Here is a 15,652-nt window from a genome sequence, read left to right on the forward strand (position 1 = left end):
GCCGCCCGCGGACAACGGGGTCCGCGAACCCGAGGAGTCATCGCACCGTGGCCATCTCCGTCTTCGACCTCTTCTCGATCGGCATAGGCCCGTCCAGCTCCCACACCGTGGGCCCGATGCGCGCCGCGCGGATGTTCGCCCAGCGGCTGAAGAACGACGGCCTGCTGGCGGGCGTCGCCTCCGTGCGCGCCGAACTGTTCGGCTCGCTCGGCGCGACCGGTCACGGCCACGGCACCCCCAAGGCGGTGCTGCTGGGCCTGGAGGGGCACTCCCCCCGCACCGTCGACGTCGACACCGCCGACGAGCGGGTCGAGGAGATCCGCGGCAGCGGCCGCATCAGCCTGCTCGGCGCCCACGAGATCCCGTTCTCCGCGGACGACGACCTGATCCTGCACCGTCGCCGCTCGCTCCCGTACCACGCCAACGGCATGACGCTCTTCGCGTACGACGAGGCCGGCGTCCCCGTGCTGGAGAAGACCTACTACTCGGTGGGCGGCGGTTTCGTCGTCGACGAGGACGCGGTCGGCGAGGACCGCATCAAGCTCGACGACACGGTGCTGAAGTATCCCTTCCGCACCGGCGACGAACTGCTCCGGCTCACCCGGGAGACCGGGCTGTCCATCTCCGGCCTGATGCTGGAGAACGAGAAGGCCTGGCGCACCGAGGCCGAGATCCGCGCGGGTCTGCTGGAGATCTGGCAGGTCATGCAGGACTGCGTGAGGGCCGGGCTGTCCCGCGAGGGCATCCTCCCCGGCGGCCTCAAGGTCCGCCGCCGCGCCTCGGCCACCGCCCGCCAGCTGCGCGCCGAGGGCAACACGGCCGCGCACGCCATGGAGTGGGTCACCCTCTACGCCATGGCCGTCAACGAGGAGAACGCCGCCGGCGGCCGCGTCGTCACCGCCCCCACCAACGGCGCCGCCGGCATCATCCCGGCCGTCCTCCACTACTACGTGAACTTCGTGGCCGCGCAGTCGACGCAGACCGAGCAGGAGGACGGCGTCGTCCGCTTCCTGCTCGCGGCGGGCGCGATCGGCATGCTCTTCAAGGAGAACGCCTCCATCTCCGGCGCCGAGGTGGGCTGCCAGGGCGAGGTCGGTTCCGCCTGCTCCATGGCAGCGGGCGGCCTCGCCGAGGTCCTCGGCGGCGGCCCGGAGAAGGTCGAGAACGCCGCCGAGATCGGCATGGAGCACAACCTCGGCCTCACCTGCGACCCCGTCGGCGGGCTCGTCCAGATCCCCTGCATCGAGCGCAACGGCATGGCCGCGGTCAAGGCCGTCACCGCCGCGCGCATGGCGATGCGCGGGGACGGGCGGCACCACGTCTCCCTCGACAAGGTCATCAAGACCATGAAGGAGACCGGCGCCGACATGAAGGTGAAGTACAAGGAGACCGCCCGCGGCGGCCTCGCGGTCAACGTCATCGAGTGCTAGGGAAACCGGCCCTGACCAGCGTGTTCCTGTCTTTCAGCGCTGTCGGGGCCTGCCCTGCTTACGCGACGGAAAGTCCCTGAAGACAGACGGCCTGTCCCGGGGGATTTCCAGGGCCAAGCGAGCCCTCCTGCGCGGGGTCCGCGCCGGTCTCCCGGGCCGGGAGTTCACGGCGGTGGGTCTGACGTCAGGGGACGAGCCGGCCGCCGTCCGGATAGGGAACCCGCTTCAGCGGTACGTGGCCACCGCCCATGCCGCTGTCGCTGCGACCGCGAGGGCGTAGCAGGCGACGGCGGCGCGGAGGACGCGCGTCCTCGCGGGCTCGCTCACGTGGGTGCGGGACAGCAGCCAGGCCAGGGCCGGCAGGACGAGCACGGCGTGGAGGCTGATGCCGTGGAGGGGCTTGAGGGGGGCCGTCGAGGCGTAGGCGGCGGCCTGGTGGCCGGTGCGGGTGAGGTGGACGCCGCGGGCGATCATGGCCGCACCGGAGAACAGGCCGACGAGCAGGATCGCGAAGCCGGAGCGCAGGGCGAGGGGCATGCCGGTGGGGCCGGTGGGGCGATGCCGGAAGGACGCGAGCGCGAAGGCCGACAGGACGGCGACGAGGACGGCGCCGCCGGCCGCGAGCGTCATGGAGACAGCGGTGTCGAAACCGGTCTCCATGTCGAGGTGCGACGGCACGCGCCGCCACGCCTGCACGGTGATGCCACCGGCCTCGGCCACGCAGTCGGCCGCGAACACGGCGAGCAGGACGCTGCGCAGGCGCGCGCCGACCGCCAGGTAGGAGGTGACCCAGGTGACCGCGAGGAGGGTCAGGCCGAACGAGAGCCCGAAGGTCGCCGGCTTGCGCCAGGAAACCGGGCCGTCCCAGGGGCCGCCGTCCACCACGAGGACGGCGAGGTGGAACAGGCCCGACAGGATCAGCAGGGCCCCGGTCGCGTGGCACAGACGGTCGGCCATGCGGGGGAGCTCGTGCGTCCGTGCCGGGGCGGTGGGAAAAGTGGTCGTCGCCATGGCCCCAGCCTGCCGGGGGTGGCGGGCCCGGTCGTCGTCCGGGGGGAGGCGGGCCGGGTACGACCCGGGGAGCAGCCGTTCCCGCTCAGCGGGTGGCCGCGTGCACGATCCCCGAGGTCGCCGCGATGCGGTCCAGCAGGAACATGGTGCCCACGCACGCCGCGATCCAGCAGCAGAGGATGACGATCCCGCGGGTCAGTCCGTCGTGGTGGAAGTAGGAGAGTCCGTCCATGGCGCGCACGCCCACCCCGGCCGGCATGACGGAGGCCAGCGGCTGCAGCCAGCTCGGCAGGAAGGACGGCGGGAGGACGCCGCCACTGGTGGCGTTGCCGATGATGAGCATGAAGATGGAGCCCAGGGGCACGCCGGCCGGGCCGAAGACGCGGATGAGCGCGACGGTGGCGGCGGCGACCGCGCCGGCCATGAGGGTGACGACGCCGAAGATCCCGAAGAAGGGACCGGGTATCGCGCCGAAGGCCGTGCAGGCGATCAGCGTGGTGGCCAGTCCGCCGAGGACGGCGAAGAGGACGATGCTCAGGACGCGCTGGTTGAAGGAGAGCCGTGGCGCGACCTGGTAGGTCAGCTGACCGAAGAGGAAGCCGGCCAGGATCAGTCCGAAGGAGGCGTAGAAGACCGACAGCCCTCTGCTGTCGCCGGACGACAGCGGCAGGATGTCGACCACGGGGATCTTGTGGGCCTCCCCGTGCGGGACCGAGGCAAGGGGCGCGATCAGGGCGGACACCGCGGGGCCGTTCGCACCGGCGTAGACGACCTCGGCCTTGCCGTCGTCGGAGAGGTAGGCGGCGTAGGCCTTGCGGTGCTCCACGGCGTGCCGGGCCGAGGCCGCGTCCGGGTACCGGTCGACCTGGAAGGCCTCGGGCGCGATGCGCTGGAGGCGGACGTCGAACAGGGCCGCCGAGTGGTCCGAGGCGACGACCGCCACCGGCAGCCGGTGCGCCGTGGGCGTGTGGAAGGCGGCGAGGAAGACGCTCACGAAGGCGAGCCCGACGACGAGCACCGAGATCACCGGGGTGATCACGGCCTTCGGGCCGGTCAGTCCCGGCCGGGTGGGCGGTGCGTCGGTCTGCGGTCCCGGGACGTGCCGATGCCGGTGCCGGTGGTGCGAGGGGGGCGGGTCCGCCGGGGGGTTCGCATCGGTGATGATCACGGTGTCCACAAGGGAGGGTCCCTCCTATAATATAAGCTGACTTATATAAGTTAACAGACAACCAGAAGGTGCCCGGAATGCCCCTGCGCGACCCCAGCGAGCACATCGGCTATCTGATCTGGCAGCTCTCGCAGGCGTACGGGACGCGCATCGAGCAGGCACTGCGGCCGCTGCGACTGACCCAGACGCAGTTCAGCGCCCTGATGCGGCTCACCGTGAACGGAGCCATGTCGGGCGCGGAGCTGGCACGCCGGTGCGGGGTCACCGCGCAGTCGATGGGCACCGCGGTCCAGGGACTGGCCGAGCGCGGACTGGTCGAACGCAGGGCGCATGCGACGCACGGCCGGATCATCGAGGTCAGCGTCACCCCGGAGGGCGAGGAGCTGGCGGGCCGCGCCGAGCGGGCCGTCACGCCCGCCGAGGAGGAGGCCCTCTCGCCCTTCGACCCGCAGGAGCGGGGGCGCGTCCGGGCCGACCTGCGGCGCATGCTGGCGACACTGAACCCGCACGCACTGCCTGAAGGTGATTGAACTCTCATCAGTTTAGATTTCAACAAAGTTTCCCCTATCGTGGCAGGACCACCAACCACCCGATCGCGCTCCACCCACCCGGGTTATGGATTGCACGATCCAGTATTTTTGGGGAATCCCATGGCTCACCTGCTGCACATCGACTCCAGCGCCCGCGCCGAAGGCTCCGCGAGCCGCCGCCTGTCCGCCGCGTACGTCGCCGCCTGGAAGGCCCGCGACCCGCACGGCACCGTCACCTACCGCGATCTCACCGTCGACACGCCGGCGTTCGTCTCGCCCGAGTGGATCACCGGGGTGTTCGGCCCGGCCGAGGCCGCCGACACCGGCACCGAGGCCGCGATGGCCGCCTCCGAACGGCTGATCCGCGAGATGGAGGAGGCCGACGTCCTGGTGCTGGGCGTGCCGATGTACAACTTCGGCGTCCCCGCCGCCTTCAAGGCGTGGATCGATCAGGTGATGATGGCCGGCCGCACCTTCGCCTTCGGCGAGAACGGCCCGGAGGGGCTGCTGAAGGGCAAGAAGGCGGTCGTCCTGCGAGCGTCCGGCAGCGACTTCGACAACCCGGACTTCGCGCCGATGGACTTCCACGCCCCCTACGTCCGCGGCGTCCTCGGCTGGATGGGCATCACCGACGTGGAGATCATCGCCGTCAACGGGTACACCGCCGAACAGCTCGACTCCTCGGTGCGCGGGGCGGGCGCCGCCATCACCGCCTCCCTCGACACGGCCCCGCAGGCCGCCTGACGTCCCGGTCGGCATGGCACCGGTCGACCTCGATGGCACCCCGAAGTCCGCCCGGGGGAACCGCGCAGCCGGGAGGCGGCCCGCCCCGGCTGCGGTCGCGGTCAGGGCTCGCCGCGCCAACCGGCCCCGGCGGCACGGCCGGACAGCGGTCCGGGTGCGGGGCGTGCTCGCCGAGCCCTGCCGGGCGCCGGCCGCGGTCCCGGCGCGCGGACCGGCCCCGGCGCCGTGGACGGCACTGACCGCGACCCGCTGGGAGCGCACGGGTCCGGTGCCGGCCGAGACGGCCGCCGCCGGTCCGGGGCCACTCCCCAACCGACCGGGCTGGGTGCGGTCGGCCGGGGCCAGGTGCGGGTGAACCGCGCGCGGACGGCGTCCCCAGCAGCGTGACCGTAAATCTCGCCGTCGCGCGGGACGCGGTACTCGCCCGGGTGGACGGGGCGTTGGGCGCGGCACCCGCCGGTCGCGCCGTGGCGGTCGCCGTGGGTCCCGGGACCCGTGACCTCCCGGGGCGCCCAGCGTGGCGGATACAAAGTGCCCGTCAGATCGCCGTCCAGCGCGGCGCGCAGAGGCCGCAGGTCCCCGCGGGGCTGGTCACGTTGCCGCACCGGCCGGATGCCGTGGCGGCCCGGATGCCGGCGACGCCGGCGGGAGCGAAGGGCGTCGGCTGGAACGGTCCTGACGGCCGGCCAGGTCCTGGCGCGCGTCGGCGCTGGTACGCGGCGGCCGACGGAACGGTAGCGCCGGGGGTGCCCGGTCACCGGGTCGTGGTGCCCGTACGTCCCTCTCCCGCTGCCGCCTCTGATGCCCCGGCAGAGTGGCGATACTACAAAACCACTCATACTGTCAGATTTCGGGTGACCCGGGACGTCACCCGGAAGGCAGGTACGGCAGTCATGACACTTCGTCGGCCCCACGCGGCCACCGTGGCCGCGGTCGTCTGTGTGCTGGGGCTGTACGCCGTTCCCCGGGCCGGGGCCACGTCGCAGGACGCGCTGGTCGTCCGGCCCGGGGAGTCCGTCCAGGCCGCGGTGGACCGGGCCCGGCCGGGCGACGTCATCAAGATCCTCCCCGGGACCTACCCGGGCAGCGTCAATGTGACCAAGCCGCGGCTGACGCTGATCGGTCACGGCACGGACACCGTCCTCACCCCGGGCGCGCGACCCGACGGGAACGCCTGCGCACTGGCGGGCCACGGGTTGTGTGTCACCGGAACGGAGCAGAGCGGGCTGAGCGGTGTCCGGCTGCTGTCGCTCTCGGTCTCCGGCTTCGGCAAGAACGGCGTCGACGCCTCCTGGACCGACGGCCTGGAGGTCAGTGACGTGACCGCCGAGCACAACGGTCGTCAGGGCATCGGCGTCCAGCACTCGGTGCGGACGCTCCTGCGCGACAACGTCTCCCGGCAGAACGGCGAGTCGGGGATCTTCCTGGCCAACACCGCGGACGCGGAGGGCGGCGCGCTGGACACCCGGCGCACCCGTGTCAGCGGCAACGAGCTGACGGGCAACCGGATCGGGGTCGTGCTCCGCCGGGTGCGCAACCTGGGGGTCGTCGACAACCACATCACCGCCAACTGCGGCGGCGTGTTCGTCGTCGGGGACGAGGGCGTCCCCCGGGCCGGGGGCCTGACCGTCTCCGACAACCTCGTGGCGGCGAACAACAAGTACTGCCCGCGCAACACCCGGCTCCCCTTCATCCAGGGTTCCGGAATCGTGCTGACGGGGGCAGAGCGGACGCTCGTGGTCCGCAACCGGGTCGTGGACAACCACGGCACCTCACCGATGTCCGGCGGGATCGTGCTCTTCCGCAGCGTGGTGGGCGCCCCCGACACCGGCAACACCGTCCGGGGCAACACGACCCTGGGCAACAGCCCGGCCGATCTGGCCGACCGTGACCAGGGCACCGCGAATGTCTTCCGTGACAACACGTGCCGCGTCTCCGAACCGAAGGGGTTGTGCGAGGAATGACCTTGACAGAAACCACCAGCGCGGACGGCACCGCGAAAAGCGCGGCGCCCGCCGAGGCCGCGACACCGCCCGCGATGCGCCTGCGCGAGCTCGTCTTCGGCGCCGCCTGCGCCGCCGCCGTACGGGCCGCGGTCAAGCTGGGTGTGCCGGACGCGCTCGGCAAGGACCCGTCACCCGTCGACGAGCTCGCGGCGATGGTCGGCACGGCGCCCCGCCAGCTTCGCCGGCTGCTGCTCGCCCTGGCCTCGTACGGGATCTTCGAGGAGCAGGCGGACGGCCGCTTCGTCCACACCGAGATGTCCCGGATGCTCCGCAAGGACAGCCCCAACACCCTGCACTACATCGCGCTGTGGTGCACCGAGCCGTGGACGTGGGAGGTCTGGCCGCGGCTGGACGAGGCGGTGCGCGGCGGCCGCAACATCTTCCCGGAGGTCTTCGGCAAGGAGTTCTTCGAGTACCTCCACGACGACGCCCACGAGAGCGCCCGGGTCTTCGACCGCGCCATGACCGCCTCCAGCCGGCAGTCCGCGGAGGACATCGCGGCCCTGCTCGACCTGTCCGGCGTCCGCTCGGTCGCCGACATCGGCGGCGGCCAGGGGCATGTGCTGGCCGCGCTGCTGGAGAAGCACCCCGAGCTGCAGGGCACGCTGCTGGACCTGCCGAAGGTCGTGGCCGGCGCCGACCCCCGGCTGCGCGAGGGCGGCCCGCTCGCCGCGCGGGCCCGGCTGGTGCCCGGGGACTGCCGGGTGGACATCCCGGTGACCGCCGACATGTACATCATCAAGAACATCCTGGAGTGGGACGACGACAGCACCCGCCGCACGCTGCGCAACGTCGTCGCGGCGGGCGGCGCCGGCGCGAAGGTGATCGTCATCGAGAACCTCGTCGACGACACCCCGTCCATGCGCTTCACCACCGCCATGGACCTGCTCCTGCTGCTGAACGTCGGCGGCCAGAAGCACACGCGGGACAGCATGGTGAAGCACATGACCGATGCCGGGCTGCAGGTGGGCGAGGTGACCCCGGTCAACGCCTACCTGCACGCCCTGCACAGCACGGTCGCGGCGCGCTGACCCGCTAGCCGGTCAGCTCCCCCACCAGACCGGTGGTGTGCCGGCCCGCCCGGAACTCCGGGCGGGCCAGCACCTTGCGCAGGAAGCCCGCCGTGGTGCACACGCCCTCGCCGCGCACCCGCAGTTCCTCCAGTACGCGGTCCATCCGGGCCAGCGCCCGCTCCCGGTCGGGGGCCCAGACGACGGCCTTGGCGAGCAGGGAGTCGTAGTCGGGGCCGATCCGCCAGCCGGGGAAGGCATGGGTGTCCACCCGTACGAAGGGACCTCCGGGCACCTCGAACTCCGTGAGCAGGCCCGGGGTCGGCGCGAAGTCCCGGGCGGGGTCCTCGGCGTTGACCCGGCACTCGACGGCGACCCCGCGGTGCACGACGTCCTCCTGGCGCAGGGTCAGCGGATGCCCCGCGGCGGCCAGGATCTGCTCGCGGACCAGATCGATCCCGGTGACCATCTCGGTGACCGGGTGCTCCACCTGGAGCCGGCAGTTGACCTCCATCAGGTGGAAGTCGTGCTCCGGGGTGAGCACGAACTCGAAGGTGCCCACGCCCGTGTAGCCGACCGCCCGGGCGCCGCGGACGGCCGCGTCGCACATCGCCGACCTGAGCAGCGCAGGCAGGTCCGGGGCGGGGGTCTCCTCGACCAGCTTCTGGTGGTGCCGCTGCACCGAGCAGTCGCGCTCGCCGAGGTGGACGACCGCGCCGTGCCGGTCGCAGAGCACCTGCACCTCCACGTGGCGGGCCCGCTCGACGTACCGCTCCAGGTAGAGCCGGTCGTCGCCGAAGACGGCCCGGGCGTGCGCCGCGGTGCGCCGGTAGGTGTCGAGCAGCAGGTCCGGGTCACCGACCACGGCCATGCCGCGTCCCCCGCCGCCCGCGACGGCCTTGAGGATGACCGGGTAACCGGTCCGCTGCGCCGCCTCCTTCGCTTCGGCGGCCCCGGCCAGCGGCCCCGCGCTGCCGGGCAGCACGGGCAGTCCGGCCTCGGCCATCAGCGCGCGGCAGGCCGCCTTGTCGCCGAGCCGGGAGAGCACCTCCGGGGAGGGCCCGATGAAGGTGAGGCCGTTGTCCTCGCAGACCTCGGCGAAGTCGGGGTCCTCGGACAGGAAGCCGTAACCCGGGTGGACGGCCTGCGCGCCGGTGCGGCGGGCGGCCTCGACGACGGCGGGGATGTTGAGGTAGCTCGCCCGCGCCGGCGGCGGTCCGATGTGCACCGCCTCGTCGGCGAAGCGGACGACGGCCGAGTCGCGGTCGGCGGTGGAGTACACCGCGACGGTCCGGATGCCCAGCTCACGGCAGGCGCGCGCGACCCGCAGCGCGATCTCGCCACGATTGGCGACCAGGACGGTGGAGAACACGAGCCTCACTCCCCCACCGGTACCGGCTCCAGTGCGATCAGCGGCTGCTGGAACTCCACGGGCTGCCCGTCCGGGACGACGACCTCCACGACCCGGCCGGCCGCGTCCGCCTCGACGACGCTCATCATCTTCATGACCTCCAGGACGCCCACGGCCTGCCCGGGACGGACGAGCTCGCCGACGCTGACGCACGGGCGCTCGCCGGGTTCCGGTGCGTGGTAGAAGGTGCCCACGGTGGGGGCGCAGACGTAGTGAAGCGACGTGCAATCCTGCGCTTCGTGCGCCCCTTGCGCCTCCGGTGCGCCCTCGGCCGAAGCGGCGGCGGGTGCCGCAGCCGGTGCGGCAGCCGCCGCGGGAGCGGTCGTCGGTGCCGGTGCCGCCGCCACAAACGCGGGCGCGGGGGTCTGCGCCGGGGGCGGTGCCGTCGGTTCGGGCCACTCGATCTCGACCGCCGTCTGTCCGTGCCGCAGCCTGATCCGCCGCGGCATGGTGGGCATGGAGCGGGCCAGCTCCGTGGCGCTGCGGCAGACCGCCTCCAGCACCGGGAGCGCGCCCGGCGCAGCGCCGGGGGACATTCCGTTGAGGGCCTTGCCCGCGCCCGGGGGGCGGGCCGTCCTGTCGTCGCCGTGGAGTGTCACGGTGCTGCCTCCTCCTCCAGTCGGCCGAAACGGTGGAACCGGTCGCGGCGCTCGGCCAGCAGCCGGTCGGGGGGCCAGGGGCGCAGTTCGTCCAGAGCGGCCGAGAGCGCGCCGCCGACGAGGGCGGCAGCCTGGGCGTGGTCCCCGTGGGCGCCGTCGGGCGGCTCGGGGACCACGCCGTCGACGACGCCCAGCCGGAGCAGATCGCGGGCGTGCAGCCGCAGGGCGGCCGCCGCGGTGGGGGCGGCGCCGGGGTCCTTCCACAGGATCGCGGCACAGCCCTCGGGGCTGATCACGGAGTAGATGCCGTTGGCGCTGACCAGGACCCGGTCGGCGACGGCGAAGGCCAGTGCCCCGCCGCTGCCGCCCTCACCGGTGATCACGGCCACGACCGGCACCGGCAGCCGGGCCATCAGCCGCAGGTTCTCGGCGATGGCGAGGGCCTGGCCGCCGCTCTCCGCCTCCGGACCCGGGTTGGCGCCCGGGGTGTCGATGAGGGTCACCACGGGCATGCCCAGCTTGGCGGCGGTGCGCATCAGGCGGGCCGCCTTCCGGTAGCCGGCCGGGGTGGCCATGCCGAAGTGCCGCCGCCTGCGCTCCTCCAGCCCGGGGCCGCCCTTGTGGTGGCCGATCAGCATGACGGGGCTGCCGTGGAGCAGGCCCGGACCGCCGATGACGGCCGGGCAGTCGGCGGCCAGCCGGTCGCCGTGCAACTCGTGGAAGTCCTGGAGCAGATGGGCCGCGTAGTCGGCGGCCGTGGGCCTGTGCGGGTGCCGTGCCAGCCGCACCGCCTCCCAGGCGTCGCGCTCGGGCAGTTCGTCCGCCGCGCGCACGACCCGCACCGCGGGTCCGCGCGGCACGGTCGCCGGCCGGGGCCGCGCGGCGGTCCGGTGCGCCCCCGGGGATCCCTCCCCGGGGCGCAGCCGCAGCAGCCGGCCCAGCGTCGGGCGGAGCGCGGCGCGGGGGACGACATCGTCGATGAGGCCGCGCGCGAGGAGGAACTCCGCGGTCTGGAAGCCCTCGGGGAGTCGCCGGCCGGTGGTCTGCTCGATGACGCGCGGCCCGGCGAAGCCCATCCGGGCGCCGGGCTCGGCGAGGATGACGTCGGCGAGGCTCGCGTAGGACGCGGCAACACCGCCGTAGGTGGGGTCGGTGACCAGGGACACCACCAGGACGCCCGCCTCGTCGAGTTCGGCGAGCGCCTGGGCGGTCCTGGCCATCTGCATCAGCGACAGGGCGCCCTCCTGCATACGGGCGCCACCGGAGGCGGTCACCAGCAGCAGGGGGACGCGCCGTCGCAGGCTGGTCCGGGCGGCCCGGGTGATGTGCGAGCCGACGCCCAGGCCGAGGCTGCCGCCGAGGAAGCGGAAGTCCATCGCGGCGACCACGACCGGACGGCCCTCGACGGTGCCGCGCACGCAGACGACGGCCTCGTCCAGGCCGGTCTCCGCGCGGGCCTCACGCAGCCGCTCGGGGTACGGGCGGGTGTCGGTGAAACCCAGCGGATCGTGCGCCGCCGGCCGCTCGCCGCGCTCGGCGGCGAGCGGCTTGCAGGAGCCGGGGTCCAGCAGCTGGTCGAGCCGCTGCCGGGCGGTGAGCCGGCCGTGCGCGCCGCACTCGGGGCAGACGCGCAGCGTACGGGCGTAGCGCTTGCCGTAGACGAGCGCGGCGCAGCGCTCGCAGCGCACCCAGTCCGGCTCGGCGGTGGCCTTGTCAGCCACTGCGCTCCCAGCGGTAGAACTCCCGGGCCATGGCGTCCTTGGGCTCGCGCCAGGTCTCGGGGTCGTACGCGGAGATGAAGGACGACAGCCGGTCGCTGATGTCCCGGAACGCCGGGTGGTCCTTGTACCTGCCGACCTCCGGGCCGGGCGGCCGGTCGGCCTCCACCAGGTGCAGGTAGACGTCGCCGAACTGGAACAGGCTGCGCCCGGTGACCCCGATCAGGCCGGGCAGCTCGCCCTTGTCCGACTCGGCGAAGACCTGCGCCACCTGCTCCTCGACGCCGGGCTTCATCCTGGCCACGATCAGGCTGCGGTAGGTCTTCATGCCGCGCCGCCCCCGTGGCGCTGCACGATGCGCTCGCGGATCAGCTCCAGCTGGATCTTGGAGTTGTCGTTGATCCGGGCGGTCATCGCCTCGTCGTCGAGAGGGGCGCCGGGCTTCATCGCGAAGTCCTGCGTCCAGCGCATCCGGGTGCCGCCGGGGACCTCCTCGTACTCCCAGTGGATGTCCATGTACTGGAACGGGCCGGTCTCGACCCGGTGCGCGCGCACCGTGCGGGTGGCGCGGTCGGCGACGCGCTCGGAGACCCAGCTCCAGACCTGGCCGTGCTCGTCGGGGTGCATGGTGAGCCGGAAGACGACCCGGTCGCCCTCGCGCTCCACGATCTCCACGGAGGCGTACTCGCTGAACAGGTCCGGCCAGCCCTCCACGTCGTTGGTGACGTCCCAGACGACGTCCATGGGGGCGGGGATGGTGATCTCGTTCTCGGTGTGGCCGGGCATGGGTCAGACTCCTGCCTTGAGTGAGGTGTTCACGACGTCCATGAAGGCGCCGGGGGTCTTGCACGAGTCGGCGTCACCGGCGATCGGGATGCCGCGGTCGTTCTCCAGGGCGCCGACGATGCCGAGCAGGCCGAGCGAGTCCAGGCCGTACTCGGCGAAGGGCGTCTCGGGGTGGCCGTTGAGGAGGGTGGCGTCGACGGTGATGCCGGCACTGGACTTCATCAGGGCGGCGAGTTCGCCGTAGGTCAGTTCCTTGCTCATGGGAGAGCTCTCCTTCACTGCGCCTGCGTCACGCCCGCACGACCAGGGCCGAGTTGGAACCCATGAGGCCGCGGCTGAGCACCAGCGCGGTCCGCAGTTCCGCCGGCCGGGGCCGGCCGGTGACCAGGTCGAGGTCGTGGCAGGTGTCGGTGATGTTGGGGGTGGGGGGCACGACTCCGTGCCGCAGGGCGAACACGGCGGCGGCCACGTCGAGCACCGGGGCACCGCAGTAGGCACGGCCGGTGCCGGTCTTGGGGGCGGTCACGGGGATCTTCCGGGCGCGCCTGCCGAACACGTCGGCCAGTGCCTCCGCCTCGGCGCGGTCGGCCGCCGGAGTGCCGAGGGCGTCGGCGAAGACGACGTCGATGTCCCCGGGCGCGCACCCGGCCTGCGCGAGGGCGTCACGGATCGCGCGGGCCAGTCCCTCGCGGGACTCCGCCCAGCGCGAGGCGCCGGTGAAGGTGGCGCCGTGGCCCGCGATGATCGCCTGCACGGCGGCCCCGCGGCCGGCCGCGTGCTCGGGGTCCTCGACCACGAGCATCGCGCCGCCCTCGGCGGGGGCGAAACCGCGGGCGTGCCGGGTGAAGGGCAGATAGGCCCGTTCGGGGTCCTCCTCAAGGCTGAGTTCTTCGTATCCGAGCTGGCAGACACCCGAGTACGGGGCGAGCGGCGCCTCGGCGGCGCCGACGACCACGGCCCGGGTGCCGGTGCCACGGGTGATGTTGCGGCAGGCGTGGGCGATGGCGTCCAGACCACCGGCCTCGTCGCTGGCGACCACGCCGCAGGGGCCCTTGAAGCCCCCGCGGATCGAGATCTGGCCGGTGCTCGCCGCGTAGAACCATGCGATGGACTGGTACGGGCCGACGAACCTCGGGCCCTTGCCCCACAGGTGCTGCAGTTCGCGCTGGCCGAACTCGCCGCCGCCGGAACAGGCCGCGGTCACCACTCCGATGTCGAAGGGGGCCTCCTCGTCGAAGCGCAGGCCCGAGTCGGCCAGGGCCTGGTCGGCGGCCGCCATCGCGAAGTGGGTGAACCGGTCGGTCTGCACGGTGTAGCGGTCCTCGACGACCGCCGACACCTCAAAGCCGCGGACCTCTCCCGCCACCCGAAGCGGCAGGTCCCGGCAACCCTCGCGGCTGACCGCGTCGAGGACGGCGACACCTTCCCTGGTCGCCTTCCAGAAGGCGTCGGCTCCGATGCCGTTCGGCGCGACGACGCCGATGCCGGTGACCACCGCTTGCGTGTTCATCGCTGGCTCCCCTCCGGTCGGTTGAGGACCACCGCGGACTGGAAGCCGCCGAAACCGCTGCCGACGGACAGCACGGTGCGCAGCTTCAGCTCACGGGCGGTGCGCGGGACGTAGTCCAGGTCGCACTCCGGGTCCGGGGTCTCGTAGTTGGCGGTCGGCGGCACCACGCCGTGGGCGAGGGCCAAGGTGCAGGCGGCGAGTTCGATCGCGCCGATCGCACCCAGGGAGTGACCGACCATGGACTTGATGGAGCTCATGGGCGTGGAGTAGGCATGCGCGCCCAGCGAGCGCTTGACCGCCGCGGTCTCGTGGCGGTCGTTCTGCTTGGTGCCCGAGCCGTGCGCGTTGACGTAGTCGACCTCGGCCGGGTCGATCCTGGCGTGGTCCAGTGCCTGGTCGATGGCCTCGGACATCTCCAGGCCGTCGGTGGTGAGCCCGGTCATGTGGTAGGCGTTGCCGTACGTGGCGTAGCCACCGATCTCGCAGTAGATCCGGGCTCCGCGGGCCTTGGCGTGCTCCAGTTCCTCCAGGATGAGCACGGCGCCGCCCTCGCCCATGACGAAGCCGTCGCGACGGGCGTCGAACGGCCGGGAGGCGTGGGCCGGGTCGTCGTTGTTGGGGGAGGTGGCCTTGATGGCGTCGAAGCAGGCCACCGTGATGGGTGAGATCGGGGAGTCGGACGCGCCGGCGATGATGATGTCGGCGCGTCCCTCCTCGATGGTCTGGAACGCGTAGCCCACGGCGTCGAGGCCGGAGGTGCAGCCCGTGGAGACGGTCTGCACGGGGCCGCGGGCGCCGTGCCGTTCGGCTATTTCCGAGGCCAGCGCGCTGGGCGCGAACGCCCGGTGCAGGTGCGGGCCCGCCTGCCGGTGGTCGACGTCCCATCGGGCGCCGCGTTCGCTGACTCGTATGTAGTCGTGTTCCAGCCGGGTGGTGCCTCCGACGGCGGTGCCGAGGGAGACCCCGACCCGCCAGGGGTCCTCCTCGTCCAGTTCCAGCCCGGCGTCGCGGACCGCCTCGGCGGCCGCGACGAGCGCGAACTGGACGTACCGGTCGGCGCGTTCCACGTCCTGCGGGCTCAGCCCGCAGGCCGCCGCGTCGAAGTCGACCTCGGCGGCGATGCGGGACCGGAAGCCCGTCGGGTCGAAGAGCGTGATCCCGCGGGTCGCCGTCCGGCCGGCGGTGAGCAGTTCCCAGAAAGCGGGGACCCCGACACCGCCGGGGGCGACGACACCGGCCCCGGTGACCGCCACCCGGCGGGTCATGACGCCGCGTCCTCGGTCTGCTCGGTGACCTCGGTGTCGACGTGCCCCAGCTCCGGACGGGGCGCGAGCGGGCCGAGGTGGAAGACGAGCCGGGCCTCGGTGTCGCCCACGTTGCGGAAACGGTGGCGGACGTACGGCGGGATCATCAGGCCCTGCTCCGGGCGAAGCACGTACGGCTCCCCGTCGAGGTCCACCTCCAGCGCACCGCACACCACGTACACGAACTCCTCGGAGTACGGGTGGTAGTGCTCGCCGATCCGGTCACCGGGGTCCACGAGCGCGACGCCCATGAAGCCGCTGGTGGCACCGCACGCGGTCGGGGTGAGCATCGCCCGCAGATCGCCGCCGCGGCGTCGGTTGGGCGGGGTGTCCCCGAGGTTCACGATGGTCGGCGTGAACGGGACGTTCCGCTCGTTGGTCAGAAGATCATCCATGCTTTGCCTCCTCCGGCGGGGCCGGTCCGG

Annotated in this window: 16 protein-coding genes; 5 read left to right on the plus strand and 11 right to left on the minus strand. The window is 72.9% G+C overall.

The annotated features are described in order from the left end of the window. Positions 1-47 precede the first annotated feature (47 nt). Entirely contained in the window at positions 48-1,430 is a 1,383-nt protein-coding gene (locus ACRWNP_RS10195; protein ID WP_431960741.1) for an L-serine ammonia-lyase, read from the plus strand. 225 nt (positions 1,431-1,655) lie between these two features. On the opposite strand, the gene ACRWNP_RS10200 is transcribed toward ACRWNP_RS10195, so the two are convergent. Together ACRWNP_RS10200 and ACRWNP_RS10205 are read right to left on the minus strand one after the other, a co-directional pair. Beyond that, positions 1,656-2,441, minus strand: coding sequence for a hypothetical protein (locus ACRWNP_RS10200; RefSeq protein ID WP_431960742.1), 786 nt, complete (start codon positions 2,439-2,441; stop codon positions 1,656-1,658). An 85-nt stretch (positions 2,442-2,526) separates the two neighbouring features. Further along, on the minus strand, positions 2,527-3,618 hold the full coding sequence (locus ACRWNP_RS10205) for an ABC transporter permease (RefSeq protein ID WP_431960743.1): 1,092 nt from the start codon (positions 3,616-3,618) through the stop codon (positions 2,527-2,529). 68 nt (positions 3,619-3,686) lie between these two features. On the opposite strand from ACRWNP_RS10205, the gene ACRWNP_RS10210 reads away from it, so the two are divergent. From ACRWNP_RS10210 to ACRWNP_RS10225, 4 genes are all read left to right on the plus strand, one after another. Further along, positions 3,687-4,139, plus strand: a complete 453-nt coding sequence (locus ACRWNP_RS10210) for a MarR family winged helix-turn-helix transcriptional regulator (protein ID WP_431960744.1) — start codon at positions 3,687-3,689, stop codon at positions 4,137-4,139. A 120-nt stretch (positions 4,140-4,259) separates the two neighbouring features. After that, positions 4,260-4,883: an FMN-dependent NADH-azoreductase gene (locus ACRWNP_RS10215; protein ID WP_431960745.1), complete on the plus strand. Its 624-nt coding sequence runs from the start codon at positions 4,260-4,262 to the stop codon at positions 4,881-4,883. Positions 4,884-5,776: 893 nt separating this feature from the next. After that, complete coding sequence (locus ACRWNP_RS10220) at positions 5,777-6,847, plus strand: right-handed parallel beta-helix repeat-containing protein (protein ID WP_431960746.1); 1,071 nt, start codon at positions 5,777-5,779, stop codon at positions 6,845-6,847. Further along, positions 6,844-7,920, plus strand: coding sequence for a methyltransferase (locus ACRWNP_RS10225; protein WP_431960747.1), 1,077 nt, complete (start codon positions 6,844-6,846; stop codon positions 7,918-7,920). Before ACRWNP_RS10220 ends, ACRWNP_RS10225 begins: the two co-directional genes overlap by 4 nt. A 4-nt stretch (positions 7,921-7,924) precedes the next feature. On the opposite strand, the gene ACRWNP_RS10230 is transcribed toward ACRWNP_RS10225, so the two are convergent. Genes ACRWNP_RS10230 through ACRWNP_RS10270 form a run of 9 tightly spaced genes read right to left on the minus strand, consistent with a single transcriptional unit; the run spans position 7,925 to position 15,622 of the window. Next, entirely contained in the window at positions 7,925-9,271 is a 1,347-nt protein-coding gene (locus ACRWNP_RS10230) for an acetyl-CoA carboxylase biotin carboxylase subunit (RefSeq protein ID WP_431960748.1), read from the minus strand. Positions 9,272-9,276: 5 nt separating this feature from the next. Further along, entirely contained in the window at positions 9,277-9,909 is a 633-nt protein-coding gene (locus tag ACRWNP_RS10235; RefSeq protein WP_431960750.1) for an acetyl-CoA carboxylase biotin carboxyl carrier protein, read from the minus strand. Beyond that, complete coding sequence (gene accA, locus ACRWNP_RS10240; RefSeq protein ID WP_431960751.1) at positions 9,906-11,630, minus strand: carboxyltransferase subunit alpha; 1,725 nt, start codon at positions 11,628-11,630, stop codon at positions 9,906-9,908. Before accA ends, ACRWNP_RS10235 begins: the two co-directional genes overlap by 4 nt. Then, the gene (locus ACRWNP_RS10245; RefSeq protein WP_431960752.1) at positions 11,623-11,955 is read right to left on the minus strand and encodes a TcmI family type II polyketide cyclase; all 333 of its coding nucleotides are present in this window, start codon (positions 11,953-11,955) and stop codon (positions 11,623-11,625) included. Before ACRWNP_RS10245 ends, accA begins: the two co-directional genes overlap by 8 nt. Continuing rightward, the gene (locus ACRWNP_RS10250) at positions 11,952-12,413 is read right to left on the minus strand and encodes an SRPBCC family protein (protein ID WP_431960753.1); all 462 of its coding nucleotides are present in this window, start codon (positions 12,411-12,413) and stop codon (positions 11,952-11,954) included. Before ACRWNP_RS10250 ends, ACRWNP_RS10245 begins: the two co-directional genes overlap by 4 nt. A 3-nt stretch (positions 12,414-12,416) precedes the next feature. Beyond that, entirely contained in the window at positions 12,417-12,674 is a 258-nt protein-coding gene (locus ACRWNP_RS10255; RefSeq protein ID WP_431960754.1) for an acyl carrier protein, read from the minus strand. A 28-nt stretch (positions 12,675-12,702) separates the two neighbouring features. Next, on the minus strand, positions 12,703-13,923 hold the full coding sequence (locus ACRWNP_RS10260) for a ketosynthase chain-length factor (RefSeq protein WP_431960755.1): 1,221 nt from the start codon (positions 13,921-13,923) through the stop codon (positions 12,703-12,705). Next, positions 13,920-15,188: a beta-ketoacyl-[acyl-carrier-protein] synthase family protein gene (locus ACRWNP_RS10265; RefSeq protein WP_431960756.1), complete on the minus strand. Its 1,269-nt coding sequence runs from the start codon at positions 15,186-15,188 to the stop codon at positions 13,920-13,922. The genes ACRWNP_RS10260 and ACRWNP_RS10265 overlap by 4 nt, the downstream gene beginning before the upstream one ends. After that, complete coding sequence (locus tag ACRWNP_RS10270) at positions 15,185-15,622, minus strand: cupin domain-containing protein (protein WP_431960757.1); 438 nt, start codon at positions 15,620-15,622, stop codon at positions 15,185-15,187. Before ACRWNP_RS10270 ends, ACRWNP_RS10265 begins: the two co-directional genes overlap by 4 nt. Positions 15,623-15,652 lie beyond the last annotated feature (30 nt).

This window comes from Actinacidiphila sp. bgisy160 (assembly GCF_965342435.1).
Classification (GTDB): domain Bacteria; phylum Actinomycetota; class Actinomycetes; order Streptomycetales; family Streptomycetaceae; genus Actinacidiphila.